The organism is Parvimonas sp. D9 (genome assembly GCF_035282565.1).
In the GTDB taxonomy this organism is placed as follows: Bacteria; Bacillota; Clostridia; order Tissierellales; family Peptoniphilaceae; genus Parvimonas; species Parvimonas micra.
Window position 1 is genome coordinate 1 of record NZ_JAYKBM010000065.1, and the last position, 417, is coordinate 417.

The following is a 417-nucleotide window of genomic DNA, read 5'->3' on the forward strand; positions in this document are numbered from 1 at the left end:
CGTAGAGCTAGTCTGGCTTTATCTGCACGGGCTTGATAAATGGCAGCCTGGCGTTCCTTACGTGCTCTATAGGACTTAATAGCGTCTTCAATGGTAGGCAATGCGTATTGCTTGGTGGAATGCTTGGAAATGAATCTCCAACCATTACCGTTATGCTGTTTAATAGTCCACCCACATGGTGTATGACTACGAATAGGGAAGTACCTAAGCTCCAACTGTGTGAATATGTCAAAGTCGTCATCATTACCCCATGGATATTTATAGGGATCGAGCGTGGCGTAGGTTTTATCTTCTAGACGGAATAGTAGCCCATACGGAGCCTCTGCCGACAACAACAACGGCCCATGCACCTTCTGGCCAGTCTGATAAGCCGCCTCAATGCACTGTTGTGCTTGACGGGGATAGAAACGCATCAGT

1 protein-coding gene is annotated in these 417 nt (G+C 47.5%); it reads right to left on the reverse strand.

Going from position 1 to position 417, the window contains the following annotated elements; genetic code table 11:
• Positions 1 to 417, reverse strand: a 417-nt coding sequence (locus VJI94_RS08040; protein WP_324008968.1) for a hypothetical protein, incomplete at both ends; no start/stop codon positions are given.